This window comes from Amaricoccus sp. B4 (assembly GCF_043226085.1).
Lineage (GTDB): Bacteria > Pseudomonadota > Alphaproteobacteria > Rhodobacterales > Rhodobacteraceae > Amaricoccus.
Map to the genome: position 1 here is coordinate 1,379,810 of NZ_CP171225.1, position 19,712 is coordinate 1,399,521.

20 protein-coding genes are annotated in these 19,712 nt (G+C 66.6%); 8 read left to right on the top strand and 12 right to left on the bottom strand.

Annotated elements, in window-relative coordinates:
- Positions 1-8: 8 nt before the first annotated feature.
- Complete coding sequence (gene pcaD, locus ACF66B_RS06645; RefSeq protein ID WP_111430896.1) at positions 9-800, top strand: 3-oxoadipate enol-lactonase; 792 nt, start codon at positions 9-11, stop codon at positions 798-800.
- 29 nt (positions 801-829) lie between these two features.
- Here pcaD and ACF66B_RS06650 read toward each other — a convergent pair whose 3' ends face one another.
- The 10 genes from ACF66B_RS06650 to ACF66B_RS06695 all read right to left on the bottom strand — a co-directional run bounded on the left by ACF66B_RS06650 (position 830) and on the right by ACF66B_RS06695 (position 12,431).
- Entirely contained in the window at positions 830-1,363 is a 534-nt protein-coding gene (locus tag ACF66B_RS06650; RefSeq protein WP_111430895.1) for a CBS domain-containing protein, read from the bottom strand.
- A 180-nt stretch (positions 1,364-1,543) separates the two neighbouring features.
- Positions 1,544-2,884, bottom strand: coding sequence for a proline--tRNA ligase (gene proS, locus ACF66B_RS06655; protein WP_111430894.1), 1,341 nt, complete (start codon positions 2,882-2,884; stop codon positions 1,544-1,546).
- A gap of 439 nt (positions 2,885-3,323) precedes the next feature.
- Positions 3,324-4,850 carry a Ppx/GppA family phosphatase gene (locus ACF66B_RS06660; RefSeq protein WP_162683351.1) on the bottom strand — a complete coding sequence of 509 codons (1,527 nt, stop codon included), beginning with the start codon at positions 4,848-4,850 and terminating at the stop codon, positions 3,324-3,326.
- Between the two features lie 86 nt (positions 4,851-4,936).
- The gene (locus ACF66B_RS06665; RefSeq protein ID WP_111430892.1) at positions 4,937-7,165 is read right to left on the bottom strand and encodes an RNA degradosome polyphosphate kinase; all 2,229 of its coding nucleotides are present in this window, start codon (positions 7,163-7,165) and stop codon (positions 4,937-4,939) included.
- An 85-nt stretch (positions 7,166-7,250) separates the two neighbouring features.
- The gene (locus ACF66B_RS06670; RefSeq protein ID WP_111430946.1) at positions 7,251-7,940 is read right to left on the bottom strand and encodes a DnaA/Hda family protein; all 690 of its coding nucleotides are present in this window, start codon (positions 7,938-7,940) and stop codon (positions 7,251-7,253) included.
- 5 nt (positions 7,941-7,945) lie between these two features.
- Positions 7,946-9,073 (bottom strand): AI-2E family transporter, encoded by a 1,128-nt coding sequence (locus ACF66B_RS06675; protein ID WP_111430891.1) that lies wholly within the window; start codon positions 9,071-9,073, stop codon positions 7,946-7,948.
- Positions 9,074-9,250: 177 nt separating this feature from the next.
- On the bottom strand, positions 9,251-10,156 hold the full coding sequence (locus ACF66B_RS06680) for a sigma-70 family RNA polymerase sigma factor (RefSeq protein ID WP_111430890.1): 906 nt from the start codon (positions 10,154-10,156) through the stop codon (positions 9,251-9,253).
- Complete coding sequence (locus ACF66B_RS06685) at positions 10,146-10,613, bottom strand: carboxymuconolactone decarboxylase family protein (RefSeq protein ID WP_111430889.1); 468 nt, start codon at positions 10,611-10,613, stop codon at positions 10,146-10,148. Before ACF66B_RS06685 ends, ACF66B_RS06680 begins: the two co-directional genes overlap by 11 nt.
- Before the next feature lie 105 nt (positions 10,614-10,718).
- Positions 10,719-11,483 carry an NAD kinase gene (locus ACF66B_RS06690; protein WP_111430888.1) on the bottom strand — a complete coding sequence of 255 codons (765 nt, stop codon included), beginning with the start codon at positions 11,481-11,483 and terminating at the stop codon, positions 10,719-10,721.
- A 99-nt stretch (positions 11,484-11,582) separates the two neighbouring features.
- Positions 11,583-12,431 carry a YiiX/YebB-like N1pC/P60 family cysteine hydrolase gene (locus tag ACF66B_RS06695; protein WP_111430887.1) on the bottom strand — a complete coding sequence of 283 codons (849 nt, stop codon included), beginning with the start codon at positions 12,429-12,431 and terminating at the stop codon, positions 11,583-11,585.
- 240 nt (positions 12,432-12,671) lie between these two features.
- Between ACF66B_RS06695 and ACF66B_RS06700 the strand changes: the two genes are divergently transcribed.
- Complete coding sequence (locus ACF66B_RS06700; protein WP_111430886.1) at positions 12,672-13,220, top strand: sigma-70 family RNA polymerase sigma factor; 549 nt, start codon at positions 12,672-12,674, stop codon at positions 13,218-13,220.
- Entirely contained in the window at positions 13,217-13,852 is a 636-nt protein-coding gene (locus tag ACF66B_RS06705; protein WP_111430885.1) for a DUF1109 domain-containing protein, read from the top strand. Before ACF66B_RS06700 ends, ACF66B_RS06705 begins: the two co-directional genes overlap by 4 nt.
- 38 nt (positions 13,853-13,890) lie before the next feature.
- Here the strand turns inward: ACF66B_RS06705 and ACF66B_RS06710 are convergent, their stop codons facing one another.
- Positions 13,891-14,214 (bottom strand): 2Fe-2S iron-sulfur cluster-binding protein, encoded by a 324-nt coding sequence (locus ACF66B_RS06710; protein WP_111430884.1) that lies wholly within the window; start codon positions 14,212-14,214, stop codon positions 13,891-13,893.
- Between the two features lie 203 nt (positions 14,215-14,417).
- Between ACF66B_RS06710 and ACF66B_RS06715 the strand changes: the two genes are divergently transcribed.
- The 5 genes from ACF66B_RS06715 to ACF66B_RS06735 all read left to right on the top strand — a co-directional run bounded on the left by ACF66B_RS06715 (position 14,418) and on the right by ACF66B_RS06735 (position 17,940).
- Positions 14,418-14,843, top strand: a complete 426-nt coding sequence (locus ACF66B_RS06715; protein ID WP_162683350.1) for an EF-hand domain-containing protein — start codon at positions 14,418-14,420, stop codon at positions 14,841-14,843.
- A gap of 57 nt (positions 14,844-14,900) precedes the next feature.
- The gene (gene rlmJ / locus ACF66B_RS06720; RefSeq protein WP_111430883.1) at positions 14,901-15,680 is read left to right on the top strand and encodes a 23S rRNA (adenine(2030)-N(6))-methyltransferase RlmJ; all 780 of its coding nucleotides are present in this window, start codon (positions 14,901-14,903) and stop codon (positions 15,678-15,680) included.
- 201 nt (positions 15,681-15,881) lie between these two features.
- On the top strand, positions 15,882-16,541 hold the full coding sequence (locus tag ACF66B_RS06725; protein ID WP_111430882.1) for a GcrA family cell cycle regulator: 660 nt from the start codon (positions 15,882-15,884) through the stop codon (positions 16,539-16,541).
- Complete coding sequence (locus ACF66B_RS06730) at positions 16,541-17,545, top strand: DUF6492 family protein (RefSeq protein WP_111430881.1); 1,005 nt, start codon at positions 16,541-16,543, stop codon at positions 17,543-17,545. Before ACF66B_RS06725 ends, ACF66B_RS06730 begins: the two co-directional genes overlap by 1 nt.
- A gap of 53 nt (positions 17,546-17,598) precedes the next feature.
- Complete coding sequence (locus ACF66B_RS06735; RefSeq protein ID WP_111430880.1) at positions 17,599-17,940, top strand: hypothetical protein; 342 nt, start codon at positions 17,599-17,601, stop codon at positions 17,938-17,940.
- A gap of 2 nt (positions 17,941-17,942) precedes the next feature.
- Here ACF66B_RS06735 and ACF66B_RS06740 read toward each other — a convergent pair whose 3' ends face one another.
- A complete protein-coding gene (locus ACF66B_RS06740; RefSeq protein WP_111430879.1) occupies positions 17,943-19,553 on the bottom strand; it encodes a 5'-nucleotidase C-terminal domain-containing protein in 1,611 nt (536 codons plus the stop codon).
- Between the last annotated feature and the right edge of the window lie 159 nt (positions 19,554-19,712).

Here is a 19,712-nt window from a genome sequence, read left to right on the forward strand (position 1 = left end):
GGAACTCCATGAGCTTTGCCATGATCGGCGGTCTCACGCTGCATTACCGGCTGACCGAAGGGCCCGGCCAGGCTCCCGCGATCGTCTTCGTCAATTCGCTCGGAACCGACTTCCGGATCTGGGAGGACGTGGTCACGCGGCTTGCGGGTGATTTCACGCTACTCCTGCACGACAAGCGCGGCCACGGGCTTTCCGATACCGGAGCGATGCCGCAGAGCATGGACGATCACGCACGCGATCTCGCGGGGCTGCTCGATCACCTCGGGATAACGCGCGCAGTGATCTGCGGCGTATCGGTCGGCGGCATGGTCGCGCAGGCGCTCTGGGGGATGCGGCCCGATCTCGTGCGCGGGCTGATCCTTTGCGATACCGCGCACCAGATCGGCACGACAGAGATGTGGAACACCCGGATCGAGGCAGCGCGTTCGGGCCGGATTGCGGAGCTGGCCGACCCGATCCTCGAGCGCTGGTTCACCCCGGAGTTCAAGGCCGCCCAAGCCGCCGCCCATGCAGGCTACCGCAACATGCTGCTCAGGACAGACGGTGAGGGCTATGCGGGGACATGCATGGCGCTTCGCGATGCCGACCTGACCGAAACAGCCAGCCGCATCGACGTGCCGACGCTCTGCGTGGTCGGGGAGCAAGACGGTTCAACCCCGCCCGATGTGGTGGCGGGGCTTGCAGCTCTCGTACCGGGCGCGCGGCTCGAGACGATTGCCGGGTCGGGGCACCTGCCCTGCATCGACAATCCCGAGATCCTGGCTGGGCTGGTGCGCAGCTTTGTGGCCGGACTCGGCTGAGCCCGGCCGGCCGGCTTCGCCCGGCGGGATCAGCCGACGATCATCTGCTTCATCTTGAGCGCTTCATATTCGAGCTCGCGCAGGCGGTGTTTCACCACGTCACCGATGGTCACGACGCCAACGAGCCTGTCGTTGTCCATCACCGGCAGGTGGCGGAAGCGGCCCTCGGTCATGCGGCGCAGCATTTCGATCAACCGCTCGCCCGGATGGCAGGTGATGGGATTTGCGGTCATGAGATCGGTGACGGGCGAGGTCATCACCCGCTCTCCGGTATCGGCCAGTTCACGCACCACGTCGCGCTCGGAGAGGATCCCGAGCAGGCCGCCGTCGGCGCCCAGCACTAGCACCGCGCCGATCCGGTTGGTACGCAGGACCTGCACCGCATCGCGGACCGTATCCGACGGCCCGACCGAAAACACGACATGGCCCTTGTCCTCAAGGATCGCCGCGACCGTGATCGCGCTTTCGGAGGACGCCAGATTTGATTCGAGCGACTGGGAATGGGATTTCTGCCCCTCGTCGTCGGCTTTCAGATGACCACGATAGGATTCCACAAAGGACATCTCTTTCCTTTCCTCACCGGTTGGGTGCCCGCCTGCGCGGGTCGTTCGATGGTTTCGGGAATCAGTCTAGCGCGGGCTTGCGGGATTGCCACAAGTTTCCAGCCCCCCGGCGCGGAGGCCGGGTGACATCATCGTGTGCGGGGCCGGCCCGGCCGGACTGCCAGCCGGGTCGCTCCTGCATCAGACCTTTGCGTAGATCTGCGCCACGCGGTCGATGGCTGCCTCGGGCGACATCTCCTCGCTCTCGCCGGTGCGCCGGGAGGTGAGCTCGACCACACCGTTTGCCAGACCGCGCGGCCCGACGGTGATCCGCCAGGGCAGGCCGATCAGGTCGAGCGTCGCGAATTTCGCCCCTGCCCTTTCGGACCGATCGTCGTAGAGCGGATCCAGACCGCGCGCCTTCAGGCCGGCATAGAGCGCATCACAGGCCGCATCGGCTGCGCCATCGCCCTGCTTGAGATTGGCAATGCCGACATGGAAGGGCGTGACGCCTTCGGGCCAGATAATGCCGCGATCGTCGTGATTGGCTTCGATCAGAGCGCCGACCAGACGGCTCACGCCGATGCCGTGCGAGCCCATGTGCACCGGAACCCGCTCGCCCTGCTCGTTCACCACCAGCGCCTTCATCGGCTCGGAATACTTGGTGCCGAAATAGAAGATCTGGCCGACCTCGATCGCGCGTGCCGTCCGCCTGCGTTCCTCCGGAACCCGCTCGGCATAGACCGCCTCGTCATGGGTCTCGTCGGTGCGGGCATAGATCGCCGTCCAGTCGTCATAGACCTGCTGAAGCGCGGCACGGTCGGTGAAGTCGATGTCGCGGTCGCCAAAGCGAAGACCAGTCGCATCCGAATCATAGAAGACCTCGCTCTCGCCGGTCGGCGCGAGCACCAGGAACTCATGGCTGTAGTCGCCACCGATCGGGCCGGTGTCGGCACGCATCGGAAAGGCCTGCAGCCCCATGCGCTCATAAGTGCGAAGGTAGCTCACGAGGTGGCGGTTGTAGGCGTGGAGCGCATCTTCCATCGTGAGGTCGAAGTTGTAGCCGTCCTTCATCAGGAACTCACGGCCACGCATCACGCCGAATCGCGGGCGCACCTCGTCGCGGAACTTCCACTGGATGTGGTAGAGCGTGAGCGGCAGCTCCTTGTAGCTCGACACCGCCGAACGAAAGATGTCGGTGATCATTTCCTCGTTCGTCGGCCCGTAGAGCATATCACGTTCGTGACGGTCGCGGATCCGGAGCATTTCCGGCCCGTAGGCATTGTAGCGGCCGCTTTCCTGCCAGAGATCGGCAGGCTGGAGCGTGGGCATCAGCAGCGGGATATGCCCGGCGCGCTGCTGTTCCTCATGCACGATCTGCTCGAGGCGGCTCAACACCTTGAAGCCGAGCGGAAGCCAGGAGTAGATCCCGGCGCTGGCCTGGCGGATCATGCCCGCGCGCAGCATCAGCCGGTGGCTAGCGATCTGCGCCTCGGCGGGATTCTCCTTCAGGACGGGCAGGAAATAGCGGGTCAGGCGCATGGATTCGGAACACTCCGGCTGTCTCGGCGGTCACGCCCGTCTAGAGCATGAGCGGCGGCACTGAAAAGGCCTTTATGCACAAGTCGGCACAAGTCCTTGATGTTGCTTTGCCGGAATTCGGAGCGTTCCCGGGCGACGGAGCCATGCGCCAAGAGATATTCAGGATTGCATTCTACGCATAAAGCTGATCTATACTGCCCGGGCCGACACTAAGGCGACTGGGGAGAAACTGGCGCCATATAACTAGATCGGCTGCATGGACCGGCGATGCCAACGAAAGTTGGGAATGGCCCAAGTCTGGGGGGGAATACAAAGCGGCCTGCGCAGCAGGCCGCTTCGTCGTCTTCAAAGGATGCTCGTCCAGCCGCGCTTATCACCACATGCCACGGACGGCCTGCCGGCTGACATGCGGCAAGCAGGACCCAATGCGGCCTGAATATCAGGGGTCGAGGACGATGTTGCCCTTGAGGCCCATCCGGCTCACGAGCGCCTGGAAGCGCCGTTCCACCGCATCGCCAGCGCATTCGCAGGCCACCCCACGGAGGGTGAGCGTCAGGATCCCGTCCTCGAGCTCGAGCGCGGAATGCTCAAGCACTTCCGTTGCGGCACCCGAGAGCATCGAGCCCAGCCGCATCGAGCGGCCCAGCACGGCCGCGGCGGCAAGACGGTCGGGATGGATGAGCGGCGCGTAGCGCTCGAGGATCACCACCGGCACGCTTGCCTTGTAACGATTGACCAGCGCAAAGCCGAGAAAGATGCGGTCCTCATGATTGATCCCGCCGATATTGGCGCGGGTGATCGAGGCAAAGCAATGTTCGGCGCGGTAGTCGGGATGGGCGCGCCAGTGCACGTCATGAAGCAGGCAGGCAGCGCGGATCAGGCGCAGATCGCTTTCGCTGCGGTCGCTGTTGAGCGGCATCAGCCACTTGAAGAGCGCAGCACCAAAGCCCGGCACGCGGGCCTTGTGACGCTCCATGTGCCGGGCAGCCTCGAGCAGCGGGTCGCGTTCGCGCATGGCTTCGGGCATCTGGCGATAGAGCAGCCCTTCGCGCAGACCGTAGGCCGAAATCGCGATGCGGCCGGGCGAGAGGCGGCGGATGAGTTCGGCGAGTACCGGAGCAACCACAGGCACGAGCGAGAGCCGCGCGGTGGAGGTGCCGGTGCGTGCGGAAAGTTCGGAGATGTCCTGGGTCGGGATCCAGGCCAGTGTCTCGAGAAGCTGCTCCATCGGCGGCTCGTAACCATGGAGCACCGTGAGCGGATAGCCGGAGCGCAGCATGTCGAGCCGCGCCACCGCGCGCCATGATCCCCCGACGAGGAAAAGGCTCGGCGCATCGGCATCCACCGCTTTCACAAGTGTCTTCACCTGCTTGCGGATGAACTTCTCGCGCTTTTCCGGATCGGGAATGTCGTTGAGCTTGAGGGGGCCGAGCGGCGCGGTATCGCAGCCATGGACCCGCCCTCCACGCAGATCGGCAAGCTCCATCGAGGAGCCGCCCATGTCGCAGACGAGGCCCTCGGCGTCAGGCCAGCCGAGCAGCACGCCCATGGCCGCGAGCCGCGCCTCTTCGGCGCCGCTCGCGATGTGGAGCTGAAGGCCGGTCTCGGCCTCCACCTGATCGCAGAAGGCGGGGCCGTCCTCGGCATCGCGCACTGCGGCCGTCGCCACCGCGATCATGCCAGAGAGGTTCATCTGGGCGGCGAGTGCCGAGAAGCGGTGGAGGGCGCCCAGCGCCTTGGTCCGGCCCTCCGGATTCAGGCGCCCCGTGTCGCTCAACCCCGCGCCGAGACCGCAGAGCACCTTCTCGTTGTAGAAGTAGGCGGGGCTTCTGGCCATGCCGTCGAAGACGACCAGACGCACGGAGTTCGAGCCGACGTCGATGACACCGATACGGCAGAGCCGCGCCTTCACGGCCTCGTCGATATCCACAAGCGGAAGATGCTCTTCGATCTGGCGCGTGATCACAGGTTTCTCCTCGGGGTCGATCTGTCCGTCATCGCCTGTCTCCGTTGCCGCCTTGCCCCCGCGCCAACTGGCGCCGGAGCATCGGGTCATTCCAGTTCGCTGACGAGCGGAAGCACGTCCCGCGCTCCGGCCCGCCCCCGGCCCGAAAGCGAGGGGTTTTCCATGAAGAACCGGTGACAGCTGAAGAGCTGCTCTCCGGGTTCGGCCGTGTGGCGCAGGAAGGTGCCGTCCGGCTGGGCAACCCAGCTCTGGGCCATGTCGTGCATGTTCGCAGCCATGACCTGATCGAGGATCTGCGCGTGGACCGTGGGGTTGGTAATCTCGACGAGCGCTTCAATGCGGCGGTTGAGATTGCGCTCCATCCAGTCCGCCGAACTGATGTAGACCCGCGCCTCCGACGAGGGCAAGCCATAGCCGTTTCCGAAGCAGACGATACGGCTGTGTTCGAGAAATCGACCGATAATCGACTTCACCCGGATGTTGTCGGAGAGCCCCGCAACCCCGGGCCGCAGCGCGCAGATGCCCCGCACCACCATGTCGATCTTCACCCCCGCCTGGCTCGCGGCATAGAGCGCGTCGATCACCTCGGGCTCGGTGATCGAGTTCACCTTGACCCAGACCTGCGCCGGGCGTCCGGCCTTTGCATGTTCGATCTCGGCAGCGAGGCTCTCGAGGATCCGCGGCTTGATCATGTGCGGCGAGATGCAGAGGTTCTCGAGCGTCTCGGGCTTCACGTAGCCGGTAACGTAGTTGAAGACCTTGCCCGCATCGCGGCCCATCGGCTTGTTGCAGGTGAAGAGCGAGAGATCGGTGTAGATGTTTGCGGTGCCCGGGTGGTAGTTGCCGGTGCCGAAATGGCTGTAGGTGACGAGCTCGCCTCCCTCCCGGCGCACCACGGTCGAAAGCTTGGCGTGGGTCTTCCAGTCGACAAAGCCGTAGACCACCTGTGCGCCGGCCCGTTCGAGCTGACGTGAGAGACGGATATTGGCGGCCTCGTCGAAGCGGGCCTTGAGCTCGACGAGCGCCGTGACGGACTTGCCGTCCTCTGCCGCTTCGCAGAGCGCCGCGACGATCGGGCTGTTGCGGCTCGTGCGGTAAAGGGTCTGCTTTATCGCGAGCACATCCGGGTCGCGCGCCGCCTGCTGGACAAAGCGCACGACGGTATCGAACGTCTCGTAGGGATGGTGGAGCAGCATGTCCTTCTGCCGGATCGCAGAGAAGATGTCGCCGTCGAAATCCTGCACCCGCTCGGGGACGCGCGGCGTGAACGGCGTCCAGAGCAGGTCGCGGCGGCCGATGCTGCAAAGCTCGGAGAGGTTGGAAATGCCGATGATGCCCCGGATCTCGACCACCTCGTCCTGAGCGACGCCGAGGGCTTCGACGAGGGTTTCACGCAGATCCTCCGGTGCATTCGCAGTCATCTTGAGGCGCATCACCTCGCCCCGGCGGCGGCGTTTCAGCGCGGTCTCGAATTCGCGCACCAGATCCTCGGCCTCTTCCTCGACCTCGAGATCGCTGTCGCGCAGCACGCGGAAGGCGCAGCTTCCGAGCATGGTGTAGCCGGGGAAGAGCCGGTCGACGAAGACCTCGAGCAGCCCTTCGAGTGGCAGAAGGCGGATCTCGCCATTCGGACCTTCGGGCAGTGTCACGAAGCGCTTGACCTGCGCCGGCACCGGCAGGAGCGCCTCGAGGTTGCGGCCCGTCGCATCGCGCCGCAGCTTGAGCCCGATGGCAAAGCCGCCCGAGGCGATGAAGGGGAAGGGATGCGCGGGGTCGATGGCGAGCGGGGTCAGGATCGGAAAGACTTGCTCGAAGAAATAGGTTTCGAGCAGCCGGATATCGGCGGCACGCAGGTCTCCGGGCGCGAGAACGACGACGCCCTCGTCCTTCATCAGAGCCTTGAGATGCTTCCACGCCGTCTGCTGGCGCGCCATCAGCTTGCGGGCGTCGGCCTCGATGCGCTCGAGCTGCTCGGAAGGGCTCAGCCCGTCCGTCGAGGGAGTGCCCACTCCCTGACGCACCATGGCCCGCAGCCCTGCAACGCGTACCGTGTAGAATTCGTCGAGATTGGCGCCGGAAATCGCGAGGAACCGCACACGTTCGAGAAGCGGCACATCCGGATTTTCGGCCTCGGCCATCACGCGCCAGTTGAAGCCGAGCCAAGTCAGCTCACGGTTGATGAAACGGGACTTGCTGGTGATGTCGAGACCGGGCACCTCGCGACCGGGGCCGGGCTCCGAGTTGAGGAAATCCGCATCCACGCGCCCCTCTCCCGTTTCGACCACTGCTTCGGCCCGCACGACCGTCCCGCCCATTTCGTCGTCTCCTCGCATTCGCCTGTTGGCCGCGTTTGGCACGGCACCAGGCAAATCTAAAGCACATTCTTCCGATCCGAAAGTATCAGCGCCCGCCCTGCCGCAGAACCTCCGCGGCGAGCCGCAGCGTGATCGCACGCTTCTGCGACAGCGCGGCGCGATCGAGCGCGGCAACGAGACGCTCGGCACCGGCGAAGGAGCGCTCCATCCGCGGCAGGAGATAAGCGATGATCTCGGGGGAAACATCGACCTGACGGTCGGCGAAGAGCTTTACGAGCACCGCCGAGAGCAGATCATCGTCTGGCGCCTCAAGCCGCGCGACACCTGCGGTGCCAAGGCGGCTCGCGAGATCGGGCAGCTTGAGCCCCCAGCGCGCGGGCGGCTCGCGGCCCGTGACCATGAGGCTGCCGCCGCCCGCGCGAAGACGGTTGCAGAGGTGGAAAAGGGCCTCCTCGCCCCGCCGCCCGTCCGGCAGGTCGGGCAAGGCGTCAGCATCCTCAACGGCGAGGGCCGCAATGGCCGGCACGTCCGCCACGTCGAGCCCGGCGAGATCGGCGGACGCAATAATCCGTGCGCCGGTACGAGCGGCCCAGACATGGACGAGATGGGTCTTGCCCGCGCCTTCCGGACCGATCACAGCAATGCGCCCGTCGGGCCAGCCCGGCCAGGCATCGACCTGGGCAAGTGCCAGCGCATTCGCGGGCGACACGTAGAAATCCGCCCGTCCGAGGGCCGGACGGGCGGGCAGGTCGAGAACAAGCTGGCGCGCGCGCACGAGCCTCACGTCGCCTCCGGCGGTTCGATCCCACCGTCTATTTCCTCCGGCGGCAGAAGGCCGACCGAGTTGGGGTCGGGAATCTGCGGCACGCCGCTGTAAAGCGGGCTTTCGAGATACTGCTCGACGAGAAAACGACCGACGACGCCGAGGGCCGCCGCCGCCGGAACCGCAACAAGCATGCCTGCAAAGCCGAAGAGCTTGCCGAAGACCGAAAGGGCGAGGATGAGGATGACCGGGTGCAGCCCGACCGACTTGCCGATCAGCTTCGGCGACAGGATATTGCCCTCGACAAACTGGCCGAAGCCGAAGATCGCGGCCGTCGCGAAGATCCAGACTGGCTCCCCCCAGAAGGAGAAGAGCGCGATACCGATCGAGAGCACCCCACCGGTCAGAGAGCCGACATAGGGGATGAACGAAAGGAAGCCGGCGAGCATGCCGATAAGGAAGCCGAAGGGCAGCCCGACGAGCGAGAGGCCGATCGCGTAGAAGGTGCCGAGGATCATACAGACGGTGAACTGACCGCGCACGAACCCCGCGAGCACCCTGTCGATTTCGGTGGCGATCCCACGGATGGTGCCGGCATGCTGGCGCGGCAGCCAGCTGTCGATGCGCGCGATCATTCGGTCCCAGTCGAGGAGCAGGTAGAAGGCTACCACCGGCGCGACCACAAGCAGGATGATGAAGTCGACCACCGCCAGCGAGCTGGTCAGCAGCGAATTCACCACTTCCGGCCCGATATTGGCAAGGCTGCCCTCAAGGCTCTGCAGGGCCCGCCGCAGGAGCTGATCCTCGGAACTGAAGCGCGGGAACCGCTCGGCGATCAGCGCCTGAAGGGAGTCGATAAACCCCGGTATCGCGTCTGCCGCCTGACGGAACTGATCGACGAGGGCCGGAACGACAAGAAGGGTCGTCAGCACGAAACCGAGCACGGCAACGATGCTGATGATCGCGGTAGCAATGACGCGGCTCAGGCCCAGGCGTTCGAGCCGGTCTGCGACCGGATCCAGAAAGTAGGCAATGGCAGCGCCGAGCACGAAGGGCAGCAGCGTGTTGCCGAGCGTCCAGAGCACCGCCACGAACATGACGAGGCCGATACCCCAGAACCACAACTGCTTCCGCCGCGATACCATCGAAAGATCCCTGCGAGGAGAACCGCCGGGAAATGCGCCCGGGGGTTCGCGTGAGAACGACTCTCCTGCCGGGACGAATCCCGCAAGCCGCTCCGTTTCAGCCGGAGAGTTGCCGCAGCGCAGCCGATCTGGCAACCCGGAAAGCGCGGGGCGTGGCCCCGGCGACGACCGCCGCCGTCAACCTTGCCCTGCCGCAGCCGACCCCTGCGGCGCGATGTGACGGAGTTTTTCCGGATTGCGGACAATCCAGACGGCGATAATCCGGCCATCGCGAAGTCCGAGCGCTGTGGTCTGGAGTACGCCGCCAACCTCGAGGCTCACGAAACCGGGCGTGCCGTTGATGCGCGAAAGCGGTGGGCACGGCGGTGCGCTGCCGCCCCGCTTGCGAGCAAGGCCCGCGAAAAGCGCCGCGGCGCGGCGCGCTCCGCGGATTACGTTGAGCGCAGCAGGCACCCGCCCGCCGCCATCGGTCCGGACCTCGACATCGGCGGCGAAGAGATCGAGCAGGGCGGCCATGTCTCCATCGCGGCTCGCGCGCCAGAAGGCCCGCACCAGCTCTTCCGCGGCTTCAGGCTCGGTTTCCGGAATGGGATCCGCGCCCGCGATCCGGCGCCGGGCCCGCGAAACCAGCTGGCGGCACGCCGCCGGCGCGCGGTCGATGACAGCGCCAATCTCATCGAAGCCGAAGTCGAAGGCGTCGCGCAGAATGAAGGCGGCCCGCATCTCGGGCGAAAGCCGGTCCAGCACGAGAAGCAGCGCGACCGAGACCTCCTCTTCGAGAATCCAGGTCGCTTCACCATCCTCGGAACAGCCCGTGACCAGCGGCTCGGGCAGCCAGGCGCCGACATATTGCTCGCGCCGGACCCGCGCCGAGCGCAGATGATCGAGGCAAAGCCGCGTGACCGTGGCGCTCAGCCAGGATCTCGGCGAGACGATCTGGCCGACATCTTGACGCGCCCAGCGGAGCCAAGCCTGCTGCACCAGATCCTCGCTTTCGGCAATCGAGCCGGTCATGCGGTAGGCAAGCCCCATCAGCCGCCGCCGCTCGGTCTCAAAGAGCGCGAGATGCGTCTTATGCGGCATCCACCGGCTCGCGCAACGGGTGGACGCTCCGGAAGCCGACGGCGATACGGTTCCAGGCATTGATCGTGGTTATGACGAGCGTGAGCTCGACGCATTCGCGCGCGTTAAAGGCGTCTTCGAGTGCAGCATATTCCGCATCCGGCGCACCGCTTGCCTCGATCCGGGTCAGGGCCTCGCACCAGCCAAGCGCGGCGCGTTCACGGGCATCGAATGCCGGGCTTTCCCGCCAGGCGGGCAGCACGTCGAGCTTCTGCGTCGAGATGCCTGCCCGCCGGGCGGCGGGAGCGTGCATGTCGAGGCAATAGGCACAGCCATTGATCTGCGAGGCCCGCAGCTTCACGAGCTCGCGGAGCGCCAGAGGGATCATGCTATGGGCGAAGCTCTCCTCGAGCGCCAGCATGGGTCTCATCGCCTCGGGGGCTGCTTCGCGGTAGTTCAGCCGGGAAGAAGAAGACATGTCATGGTCCTGTTTTCTGTGTCGTCTACCTCATGACGATGCAGACCGGCGATCCGTGACAGGCTGCGAGAAAAATTCGGTGCCTTGGCCCGGTATGCTGCCGCGTCAGGCAAACTGCTCGCGGATCAGGCGCTCCTCGAGACCGTGGCCGTGGTCGAAGAGGATGCGGTGTTCGATGTCGGCGACGCTCTCGATCTCGATCCGCTCGCAGTCTCGCACCTCGAAACTGTCCGCCGCCGCCGAAACCGGGCGTTTCTCCGGCTCGTGCACTTCGAAGGTCACACGCGCCTCCTTGGGCAGGATCGCACCGCGCCAGCGCCGGGGGCGGAAGGCGGCCATGGGCGTCAGGGCAAGCACCTCGGCCTTGATCGGCAGGATCGGGCCATGGGCGGAGTAGTTATAGGCCGTGGAGCCCGCCGGGGTCGAAACCAGCGCGCCGTCGCAGACGAGCTCCGCCATGCGTTCCCGGCCGTCGATGAGGATGCGGAGCTTCGCGGCCTGCGGCCCCGCGCGCAGGATCGAAACCTCGTTGATCGCGAGCGCTTCCACCACCTCGCCGTCCGCGCGTTCGGCCCGCATCCGGAGCGGATGGATCACCGTCTCCTCGGCCGAGGCGAGCCGCTCGTCGAGTTGCTCCTCGGAGTAGTTGTTCATGAGGAAGCCGACCGTACCGCGGTTCATGCCATAAACCGGCAAACCACGCGCCTCCGCCGACTGAAGGGTTGCAAGCATGAGCCCGTCGCCACCCAGCGCGACGATCACGTCCGCCCCCGCCGCGGGCCGCTGGCCGTAGCGGGCGATGAGCCGTGTGAGCGCCTCGCGCGCGAGTACGCCGTCACTCGCAAGAAAGTGGATCTTTCTGGAATCCAAGGCCCGTCCCGCCCTTCTGACAAAGCGCGGCCACTCTTGCGCGCCGGCCGGGCAAACTCAAGCCCGGCCTTGCCCGGCGCCGTCACCGGCCTTCGTTGCTCAGGAAGACCACCGTCGCCGCGGTGGCATCATCACCTCGGCCCCCGCAGCCTGGCGAAGCTCGGGCTCCTCCCGCGGCTGCTCGCCCCAGACGAGCGCCCGGTGATCGAAACCTCCCACAAGCGTCGGCTTGATGATTTCGAAATAGGGTGAGAGGTCGAAATCGCGCGGCGCGTAGAGCGAGTGGTGCCGGATATGCAGGATCTCACGACGCTGGGAGCGCAGCCGGCGGTCGGCGCGAAATTCCCGTGTGATCCGCGGCAGAATCGGGTAGCGGACCTTGGCAAAGGCCTCGGCGATCAGCGAGGAACAGATCGCGCGCGTCGGATCGCCGGAACCGAACGAGAGCATCCGGCGGCGCCAGCGCACCGGCACGGGCGGCGTCGGCAGGAAGAAGCGCAGCATGTCCCAGATGTTCTTCATGTCATAGCGCAGCCCGAGACTCGAGATCATGAAATCGACGATCCGGGCCCGGTCCTCGGTCGTGAGGCTCTTCGCCCGGCAGATCCGGGTATTGAAGCATTCATATTTCGAAAGCGGCACGGCAATGCAGCCATCGCCGACATTGACCTCGATGAGGCTGAGGGGCTCGCCGGAGGCCGTGACCTGGCCGAGCGCGTTGCCGACGTAGAGGGCGGCGTGGGACCAGGTCGACTGGGTGAGATACTTGATCGCGATCGAGACCCTTGCGTGCCCCTCGACAAGCAGCACGTCGCCGGGCTCGAGCACCCGCCGCAAGGCCGCGGTATTGGCCTGGGTATAGGGCCGAAAGCCGGGGGACGATTCCTGCAAACGAGCGGCAAGGTGCCTGCCGATGCGGTCCATGAGCGTATCGCGAAATTCAGCCATCTTGTCAGGCGGACGCACTGCGCCGCGCCTCCCCACCTTGCATTACCCGGAGAGCATCCTGCCGCGAAAACCGCGGCCAGTCATCCCCGCCTTCCGGATCGTGATTAAGGCGGGCGCTCAAGGTGACTGGACCTCAACGGGTTTCCTGCTAGCGTGAGCCCGTCGCGCTGCGGCGGATTTCCGCACACGCCGCCCCGGCCCTTGTAACAGATCGTCCCCGACGCACGTATGGGAGGGTAGATGGATCCGGCGAACGCGCCGACGCTCGAGGACCTGCTCCGGGCGGCAAACCGGGGGGACCGGCGGGCCTACGCTGCCTTTCTCAAGTCGATCACGCCGCTGATGCGGGGGATCGCGCGTGCGCGGGGATCGGGTCTGGGAACGGATATCTGCGAGGACATTGTGCAGGAGACCCTGCTCGCCATTCACCAGAAGCGCCACACCTGGCGTGAGGATCTTCCCGTGCGGCCCTGGCTTTATGCAATCGTGCGCTACAAGGTGATCGACGCCTTCCGGGCGCGCGGCCACCGGGTGCATGTGCCGATCGAAGATTTCGCCGATGTGATCCCGGCCGAGGACGGCACCGATCCGACTCTGATGGCCGATGTCGACAGGGTGATCTCTCAGCTCGACCCGCGCTCGGCCAGGATCGTGCGGGCGATCGGGATCGAGGGTGCGAGTGTGGCGCAGGTCGCCGAGGACCACTCCATGACCGAAACCGCGGTGCGTGTGGCACTCCACCGCGGGCTGAAGCGCCTCGCGGCGCTGCGCGAGAGTATGATTGAATGAAGACCGAAGATCTCATCCAGGCCATATCGGCGGACCTGCACCGGAGCCCCGGGCCCGAGCGGCGTCTTCCCCTGGCGCTTGTGCTCACGACACTGGTCTTCGGTGGAACCTATCTCGCCGTGGCGGGCATCCGGCCTGATTTCGCCACCGCGGCAGGCCAGGCCATGATGATGCTGAAACAGATCTTCCCGGTCGTGCTCGCCGTTGGCGGGCTCGGGCTCGCGCTGCGCCTGAGCCGGCCGGGTGAAGGGCCAGGGGCTTGGCCCTGGCTTCTTCTCGCGGTGCCCGTCGTCCTGACCGCGGCGGTGGTGGCGGAGCTCGTGAGGCTTCCTTCCAACCTCTGGATGACGACGCTGATCGGGCACAGCCTGCCCGTCTGCCTCACGATGATCCCGCTCATCGCCGCACCGATCACGGTTGCGGCGTTCTGGGCGCTCCGGAGCGGCGCGCCGACCCGGCCCGGGCTTTGCGGCGCCGTGCTGGGGCTGATGAGCGGGGGGGCGGCCGCGGCGGCCTATGCGTTCTTCTGCGACGAGGATGCGCCGCTCTTCTTCGCGGTCTGGTACTGCGTCGGCATCCTGCTCGTCACCGGCCTCGGTGCGCTCGCCGGGCGGCGCTACCTGCGCTGGTAGGCATTCGACTCGGACGCCCCGGCGCGGGCAGCCCGAGGTCAGATCTGGCGCTCGGGCATCCGCACCACGAGACCGTCAAGCTCGTCCGTAACCTTGATCTGACAGGTAAGCCGACTTGTCGCGGGATCGGGTTCCCAGGCGAAATCCAGCATGTCCTCTTCCATCACGTCGCGCGGCGGCAGCTTCTCGATCCAGGCCGGATCGACATAGACATGGCAGGTCGAGCAGGCGCAGGCGCCACCGCAATCGGCCTCGATGCCGGGAATGTTGTTGTCGCGCGCGCCTTCCATGACCGTCATGCCGTTCGCGACATCTACCACATGTGACGTGCCGTTGTGCTCGATATAGGTGATCTTTGCCATGCGATGCTTCCCTCGGGCGCTCCGTTTCGCGGCCTATCTAATGCTCCGGCCCGGCCGCTGCCAGCCCCGAGTTGCCCGGACGGGACCGCGCCGGCAGCGGAGGCCATTGGCGGCGGCGCCGGGCGATGTATATAGCCCCGCGACGGAATGCGGCGGCTGCGCCGTGTCACCTGCAGAACGGGCACGGGGAAAAGGATGAAACGATGAAAACCGCAGTCTTCACGCTGGCCGCCTGCCTTGCGGCCTCGATCGCCGGAGCCCAGCCGCAGGGACGGGTGCCGGGCGAGCAGTTCATGGTGATGTGGGATCTCGATGGCGACGGCACGGTGACGCTCGACGAGATCCGCGAGCGCCGGGCCGACATCTTCGCGGGCTTCGATACCGACGAGGACGGCTACCTCGATGACGAGGAGTTTGCTGCCATTGACGAGACCCGTGCTGAGATGCGCCCCGAAGATGCCGGGCAGGGCGGAACGGGCGTCCAGCAGCGTAAGGCGATGCGCATCGTCGATACCGATCGCGACCGCCTGATCTCGCTGAGCGAGTTCGTCAATGCCGGGAGCTTCTGGATGAAGCGCTTCGACACCAATGGCGACGGCGTTATCACCGAGGTCGATTTCGGCAGCTGAGCCTCCCGCGCGCCGGAGGCTCTGGCCTTCCGGCGCGCGAAGCCCTAAGCGCCTTGCATGCTTTCCTATCAGCACGCCTATCACGCAGGCGGTCCTGCGGACCTGCACAAGCATATCGCGCTCGCCGAGCTGCTCGCCCGGCTGACGGCAAAACGCCGTGGCCTGAGCTATGCCGAAACCCACGCGGGCCGCGGCCTCTATGATCTTTCAGGCGCCGAGAGCCGTAAGACCGGCGAGGCCACGACCGGGATTGCCCGGGTCCGGCCCGATCCGGAGAGCCCCTTCGGAAAGGCCCTCGCCGCGATCCGCGCGGAGCATGGCGCCGAGGCCTATCCCGGCTCCCCCCTCGTCGCGCGCGCCCTTCTTCGCCCCGAGGACCGGATGACGCTCATGGAGCTTCACCCGGCCGAGGCGCCAGCCCTGCGCCAGGCGATGCGCGGCAGCGAGGCCGCCATCCATCAGCGCGACGGCTACGAAGGCCTGCTGGCGCTTGCCCCCCTGAGGCCGCGCAAGGGGCTAGTGCTCGTCGACCCGTCCTACGAGGTGAAGGACGAATACGCCGGGGCGGCCGATTTCGTGCGCCGGCTGGTGGCGAAATGGCCCGAGGCCTGTGTGATGATCTGGTATCCGATCCTGTCCGCCGGGCGCCATCGCGAGCTTCTCGCAGGCCTGCGCCCGCTGGCGGCCCTGCGCGACGAGGTCGATTTCCTGCCGGCCCCCGCGCGCGGCATGAGCGGCTCGGGGCTGGTGATCGTCAACGCACCCTACGGCACGGAGCACGTCTTCGCCGCGGTTCATCGCGCAACGGAGGGCATCCTCGCCCCTGTCCGGAGCTGACCCCGAAACCCACGCCGAACGCTTGCATCGGGGCACCAGCGCCACTACATGACCACCTTTCCCGAACGGCGGCATCGCGGCCGTGATGGCAGGCCGCTTGTGTCCGCCGCAGGGCTGGCTAGAATGCGGGCGAGATTTCCGGTCCCGGAGCACCGGGCGACACCCGCGGGGCGGCAAGAATGCACGGAGCAGAGTGAGATCATGTCCTGGACCGATGAACGCGTCGAAACCCTGAAGTCGATGTGGGCCGAAGGCAAGAGTGCAAGCCAGATCGCGAAGGAACTCGGTGGCGTTACCCGCAACGCGGTGATCGGCAAGGTCCACCGCCTCGGCCTCTCGAACCGGGCGGGCAGCGAACCCGCGGGCGAGTCGGCCGAGAGCGCGGGCGCTGCGGCCGAAGCGGCTCCGGCCGCGGAGCCCGTGCGCGCCGCCGCCGCACCCCAGCCGGAGCGTGCCGAGATCCGGCCGCAGCCCGCAGAGCCCGCGCCCGCCGCGGCACTCGACGAGGACGAGGCGGATGACGCACCCCGCTCCGTCACTGCCCCGACGCTGCAACCGCCGGTCGCCCGCCCGCCGCGTCCCGGCAACGGCCAACCGCTTCCGCCGCAGCCTTCCGGCGCCGAAATGAGCGAGGAAACCCTCGCCAATCTTGCCGAAGCCGCGAAAAAGGCAAAGCGCCTCACGCTCATGCAGCTCACCGAGCGCACCTGCAAATGGCCGGTGGGCGATCCCGCGACCGATGATTTCTGGTTCTGCGGCCTGCCCTCGGCGCCGGGCAAGCCCTATTGCGAGACCCATGTGAGCGTCGCCTTCCAGCCGATGTCCTCCCGCCGCGACCGACGGTCCTCCGGCGGGCGCTGATGCCCGCGAACGGGCCGCGCGGCGCACCGCCGCCGGATCTCGACATCGTCACCGTGGTCTATCGGCGCGAGCTGCCGCTCCTGCGGCTGCAAGCGTGCTCGGTGGCGCAATTTCTCGACCCGGCCGGCATCAGCCGCATCATCGTCATCGTCAATGATGTCGCGGAGGCGGAGTGCATCGCAGCAGTCGAGGCGCTCCGACCTGCCTATGGTGCGCTAGCCGCGAGACTCGACGTGATCGGGGCTGACGCGCTTTTCGCGTTGCGCCCTCCCGAAGCCGGGCCTCACGGGATCAGGCAGGCGCTGCGGCTCTGGTTCGCGCAGCACCGGCGGATCTATCCCTTCGGCGTGAAGCGCGGCTGGCGGGGCAATCGCGGCTGGTCGGTGCAGCAGGCGCTGAAGCTTGCCGTCGCACGCCGTGGCGAGGGCCGGATGCTGCTCATTCTCGACGCGAAGAACCACTTCGTGGCACCAGTGCGCGCCGGCACCTTCCTCGCGGCGGATGGCCGCGCCCGAAGCACGATGAAGGTGCCCGGCGAAAAACACTGGACGTGGATCCGCGGCGCCTTCGCCCTTCTCGGTGCCAGCCCGCCACAGCGCGAGGCGCCAGCGCCCGTCACCGTGACACCCGTCGTCGTGCCGCGCGACATGCTTCTCGGCACGCTCGAGGCGGTCGAGCAGCGGGTCGGCCCGGTCGAGGGGTTCTTTGCCCGCGCCAAGGGCGATCTCTCGGAATTCATGCTGATCTACGCCCATGTCACGCAGGCGCGCGGCGCCTGGCCGGCACTCTTCCAGCCGGATCTTCCCCCTGCCGCGACCATCTTCCGCCGCAGCCCGCCGGAACAGATCGAGGCGGCCCTGCACCGGGTCGAGACGGGCGAGGCAGAGATCCTTTCCGTCCACAGCAGCCAGATGGACCGGCTCGATGAGGGCGTGCAGGCAAGGCTCTGCGCGATCTGGCGCGCGCGCGGTCTGCCCGATGACCTTTTCCGTCAGGGTGATTGACTGCGGCTGCTCGCATCCCACATCCTGAATATGAGGATCGGAGGCAGGCGCGCATGACATTCCGCTCATCTGGATGGCGGGCCACGCTGGTCGCGGCCCTGCTCTGCACGGCAAGCGAAGCTGCTCACGCGCAAACCACCTGCCGTCCGAACGCGCTCGGCCGCGAAACCTGTCTTCGCGCCAACGAACCGCCGCCACTGCCCCGACCGGCTGGGCTCGTGGAAAAGCGCGGCTATGCCGAAAAGCTTCCCCGGAGCGACCCGGCCGACACCGGCCCGCAGCTCATCCCGGCCCGAAAGCGCAACCGCCTCGGCAGCACGCTTCCCGGCGAGCCGGTGCGCGGCATCGGCGGCACCTGCCGCAGCGACCGGCTCGGCAATCTCGTCTGCCCCTGACGTCAGTTCACCCGCGTGATGCGGTCGTCGGCCACCGGGGCATAGCCGGGATGCTTCTGGAGATAATCCGCGAGCACGTCCTCGAGTCCGGGGCCGTAGTCATATGCGTTCCGGCCCTCGTCGCGGAAAACGGCATAGCCATCACCACCGCTCCGCATGAAGTTGTTGGTCGCGACGGAATAGACCTTGTCGGGGTTGATCGGCACCCAGGCCCCGCCCTCCTGCACCAGAACTTCGGTCACACGGCCCTCCATAGGCGCGATGTCCGCGTCCCAGGTGAAGCGCAGGCCCGCGACCTGCGGAAAGCGACCCGCCTCCTCCTCGACCTGGCTCACACCGTTCTCGAGCGCCGCAATTATGCCGGCGCCGGAAAGGTTGAAGGTGGAGAGCGTGTTCTGGAACGGCAGCACCGTGAGCACATCACCCATCGTCACCTTGCCCGCACCGATCGAGGCGCGCAGGCCGCCGCCGTTCTGGATCGCGATGGTCACGCCCTGCCCCTTCACCCGGTCGAGCATCGCATCCGCCACCAGATCGCCCATCGCGCATTCCCCGGCCCGGCAGGTTTCCCGGCTGCCATCGATATCGCCCGCAACCTCCGCCACGACCCGCGCCTTCAGCTCCTTGATCGGCGCGCCCATCGACTTGATGCGCTTCAGCATGTCTGGATCGGGCAGGACGGACGCATCGAGCAGCACCGGCGCACCGGTGGCCGAGATCACGTTGCCCTCGGCGTCGAACTCGAGCACGAGATGGCCGAGGTATTTCGAATATGCCCCGGCCTGCACGATCGGTACACCCGCGCCATCCGGCCCGGCTACCATGTCGGGATAGGGATAGGCCGCCCCGTCGAGATCGTTGGCATAGAGCGTGTGGCTGTGGCCGCCGACGATGGCGTCAATCCCGGCCACGGTTTCGGCAAGGCGGTGATCGGCGACCGCGCCGACATGGGAGAGCACGATGATCTTGTCGACGCCCTGCTCCTCGAGGTTCCGCGCCGCCGCCCCGAGATAGGCCGCCGTATCGGCAAAGCTCACCGTCGGCCCCGGCGATGAGATCTGCGGCGTATCGGTGGTGAGGGCCCCGAGGATCGCGATCGTCTCGTCGCCGACCGCGAGCAGCAGCGGATCATGATCGAGCGGCCCGAGCTGCTTGTCCGCCGAGGCATCGACATTGCCGAAGATCACCGGGAACTCTGCGCCTTCGATGAAGTCGCCAAGCGGCCCCGGCCCGAGATCGAATTCATGGTTGCCGAGAACCATGGCATCGAGACCGATCGCGTTCATGAACTCCAGCTCGGCCTTGCCGGAATAGGTCGTGAAGAACAGCGACCCCTGGAAATTGTCACCCGCATTCAGCACGATCACGTTTTCGCCAGCAGCCTTCAGATCGTCGCGCAGCGAGTGGATCGCGGTATAGAGCCGGGCCGCGCCACCGAAGCAGGCCCCCTCGGCCTCATCCTCGCCCGAGCAGGTCGAATCGTATTTGTTGATCGATTCGATGCGGCTGTGGAAATCGTTGAAGTGCAGCACATGAAGCGTGAAGGCCTCGGCCTGACCGCCCAGTCCCGTCGCGACGACAGCGGCGAGCGGCAGGGAACGGCGAAGGAACATGGACGGATCTCCCGGAACGGGTGCGGGCGCACCTTGCGTGATGGCCGCATGATGACAATGCCCACGCCCCCCGCGCAACCCCTTCGGATGAATGAGACACCCCGTTGCCCCCCGCATTGACCCTCGCGCGGCGCTCGCCCTAGAGTGCGCCGGTAACGG